Source organism: Erythrobacter donghaensis, from assembly GCF_001557325.1.
Classification (GTDB): Bacteria; Pseudomonadota; Alphaproteobacteria; order Sphingomonadales; family Sphingomonadaceae; genus Erythrobacter; species Erythrobacter donghaensis_B.
In genome coordinates, this window is sequence record NZ_LSJS01000055.1 from 1 (window position 1) to 1,010 (window position 1,010).

The following is a 1,010-nucleotide window of genomic DNA, read 5'->3' on the forward strand; positions in this document are numbered from 1 at the left end:
AGAGCGCCAGCGCCCCGGCACCGAGCCCGCCCCAAAGCACGAGCCGGCGCGCCGAAGCTGAGCGGATCAAGAGATCAGCGGGCTGCATCGGGAATGGCTCCCATCCGGCGCACAACATCGGCACGCACAGACCCGGTCAGGTCCGGTGTGCTCCCGGCGACCACTGCTTCGGCAACCAGAACTGTCCGACCTTCGCGGCCGAGCTTCTGTACCGAGGCTTCCACGGCCTTGAGGTAGGCCTGGACGCGCAGTCTGGTTTCTTCAGGCGGCCGACCGGCACGCGCTTCGGCTTCGATGAAGTCGCCCATGATCCGGCTCAGCTGGACCGTGACGACCTCGCGTTTTTCCAGGGTGAGCAGCTTGTCCGTCGCCCAGACACCCCACAGCACCTGACCGATCATGCCGGCGCCGACCACGACAGCGGTGAGATTGATCGATGCAAGCCGCCAGCGCAGGCCCGACGTTGCCAGAATGTTCTTCACAGCTTTTCTCCCGAGAGTTCGCGGTCGAGGTCGCGGATGAAGCGCGGCATGCGCCACACGACGACGAGCGTCGCGAGACCGATCAGAACGAACTTGCACTGGCCGAGGAAAGTCACGCGCCGTGCGAGGTCGGCCGCCAGGAAGCGGTCACCGAGATTGGCGACATGGGCGAAGAAGGCATCGGGATTGCCGCCCGACAACAGCAGGAAGAACAGCAGCGGCAGGCCCAGCGCCATCAGGTAGGATGAGCCGAGAAACAGGCAGCCGCGAAGCAGAATGTAGCAGCCATCGGCCATGCGCGAGCGCAAGGTCTGGACTGGCTGGCTGACGGGCTGTTCGTCTTCGGACGGGTCGGTCCGGTCGAAGGGGGTGACGAGGTGGAGAGGCATGGAGATAGGGATCCTTTGGTGATGGGGTGTCAGCGGGTGGGATGAGCGATGCGCTCGATCGCATCGGCGAGCTGGTGCCCGCGCGCGATCTCGGCATCGATGGCGGCGAAGGTCTGGGGCGAACTCGAGAAGAGCGTTG

General features: G+C 65.2%; 2 protein-coding genes. Both read right to left on the bottom strand.

Translation table 11 applies throughout. The features are described 5' to 3' along the window. Positions 1 to 74 precede the first annotated feature (74 nt). Positions 75 to 482, bottom strand: coding sequence for a type-F conjugative transfer system protein TrbI (locus tag AX692_RS02315; RefSeq protein ID WP_073974250.1), 408 nt, complete (start codon positions 480 to 482; stop codon positions 75 to 77). Then, positions 479 to 871 (bottom strand): hypothetical protein, encoded by a 393-nt coding sequence (locus tag AX692_RS02320; RefSeq protein ID WP_073974249.1) that lies wholly within the window; start codon positions 869 to 871, stop codon positions 479 to 481. The genes AX692_RS02315 and AX692_RS02320 overlap by 4 nt, the downstream gene beginning before the upstream one ends. Positions 872 to 1,010: the final 139 nt, after the last annotated feature.

Excerpts from the sequence above, each read along its gene's own strand:
- AX692_RS02320 (WP_073974249.1), bottom strand. The coding sequence starts at position 871 with ATGCCTCTCCACCTCGTCACCCCCTTCGACCGGACCGACCCGTCCGAA.